This window comes from Nocardia sp. NPDC058058 (genome assembly GCF_042885355.1).
Lineage (GTDB): Bacteria > Actinomycetota > Actinomycetes > Mycobacteriales > Mycobacteriaceae > Nocardia.
In genome coordinates, this window is sequence record NZ_JBHVSA010000011.1 from 1 (window position 1) to 2279 (window position 2279).

Sequence of the window (2279 nt, forward strand, 5' to 3'; positions counted from 1 at the left end):
GAGCCGACATCGAGGTGCCAAACCATCCCGTCGATATGGACTCTTGGGGAAGATCAGCCTGTTATCCCCGGGGTACCTTTTATCCGTTGAGCGACACCGCTTCCACTTGCCGGTGCCGGATCACTAGTCCCGACTTTCGTCCCTGCTCGACCTGTCGGTCTCACAGTCAAGCTCCCTTGTGCACTTGCACTCGACACCTGATTGCCAACCAGGCTGAGGGAACCTTTGGGCGCCTCCGTTACATTTTGGGAGGCAACCGCCCCAGTTAAACTACCCACCAGGCACTGTCCCTGAACCCGATCAGGGTCCGAGGTTAGAGGTCCAATACGATCAGAGTGGTATTTCAACGACGACTCCACGAATACTGGCGTACCCGCTTCAAAGTCTCCCACCTATCCTACACAAACCGTACCGAACACCAATACCAAGCTATAGTGAAGGTCCCGGGGTCTTTTCGTCCTGCCGCGCGTAACGAGCATCTTTACTCGTAATGCAATTTCGCCGAGTCTGTGGTTGAGACAGCTGAGAAGTCGTTACGCCATTCGTGCAGGTCGGAACTTACCCGACAAGGAATTTCGCTACCTTAGGATGGTTATAGTTACCACCGCCGTTTACCGGGGCTTAAATTCTCAGCTTCGCCCTTACGAGCTAACCGGTCCTCTTAACCTTCCGGCACCGGGCAGGCGTCAGTCCGTATACATCGTCTTACGACTTCGCACGGACCTGTGTTTTTAGTAAACAGTCGCTTCTCACTGGTCTCTGCGACCTCACCCAGCTCAGGCAGCAAGTGCCGTCACCAGACAAGGCCCTCCTTCTCCCGAAGTTACGGAGGTATTTTGCCGAGTTCCTTAACCACAGTTATCTCGATCGCCTTAGTATTCTCTACCTGACCACCTGTGTCGGTTTGGGGTACGGGCCGTGTACCAACTCACTAGAGGCTTTTCTCGGCAGCATAGGATCACTGAATTCGCCTCAATCGGCTACGCATCACCTCTCAGGCTATATGAGACACGGATTTGCCTATGTCTCGCCCTACAGGCTTACACCCGGACAACCATTACCGGGCCCAGCTACCTTCCTGCGTCACCCCATCGCTTACCTACTACAGCCAGGGTCATGCGCAGCCATTCCCCCTCTCGCCCGAAGGCTCGATAAGGAAATTTTTGGGCACTTAGCACAACTGATTCGATATTTGGCGCGGATACACGGGTACGGGAATATCAACCCGTTGTCCATCGACTACGCCTGTCGGCCTCGCCTTAGGTCCCGACTCACCCTGGGCGGATTAACCTGGCCCAGGAACCCTTGGTCATTCGGCGGACGAGTTTCTCACTCGTCTTTCGCTACTCATGCCTGCATTCTCACTCGCATGGCCTCCACGGCTGGATCACTCCGCCGCTTCCCTGGCCATACGACGCTCCCCTACCCATCCAGACTCCTGGCCCGAAGGCGGGATAATGTCTGAATGCCGCGGCTTCGGCGGTGTACTTGAGCCCCGCTACATTGTCGGCGCAGGATCACTTGACCAGTGAGCTATTACGCACTCTTTCAAGGGTGGCTGCTTCTAAGCCAACCTCCTGGTTGTCTTCGCGACCCCACATCCTTTTCCACTTAGTACACGCTTAGGGGCCTTAGCCGGCGATCTGGGCTGTTTCCCTCTCGACTACGAAGCTTATCCCCCGCAGTCTCACTGCCACGCTCTCACACACCGGCATTCGGAGTTTGGCTGACTTCGGTAAGCTTGTGGGCCCCCTAGGCCATCCAGTAGCTCTACCTCCGGTGTGAAACACGTGACGCTGCACCTAAATGCATTTCGGGGAGAACCAGCTATCACGGAGTTTGATTGGCCTTTCACCCCTACCCACAGCTCATCCCCTCAGTTTTCAACCTAAGTGGGTTCGGGCCTCCACGACGTCTTACCGTCGCTTCACCCTGGCCATGGGTAGATCACTCCGCTTCGGGTCCATAGTGTGCGACTCAGGGCGCCCTATTCGGACTCGCTTTCGCTACGGCTACCCCACACGGGTTAACCTCGCCACACACCGATGACTCGCAGGCTCATTCTTCAAAAGGCACGCCATCACCCCACACAACAAGTTGCGAAGGCTCTGACGGATTGTAAGCGCACGGTTTCAGGTACTATTTCACTCCCCTCCCGGGGTACTTTTCACCTTTCCCTCACGGTACTAGTCCGCTATCGGTCACCAGGTAGTATTCAGGCTTATCGGGTGGTCCCGACAGATTCACAGCAGATTTCACGGGCCCGCTGCTACTCGGGT

Annotated in this window: 1 other annotated feature (running past one end of the window). The window is 55.9% G+C overall.

The window, feature by feature from the left end:
* Nucleotides 1-2279, reverse strand: a sequence feature (mutual gap in cmsearch alignment for this rRNA model is longer than 100); it runs 239 nt beyond the window's last position.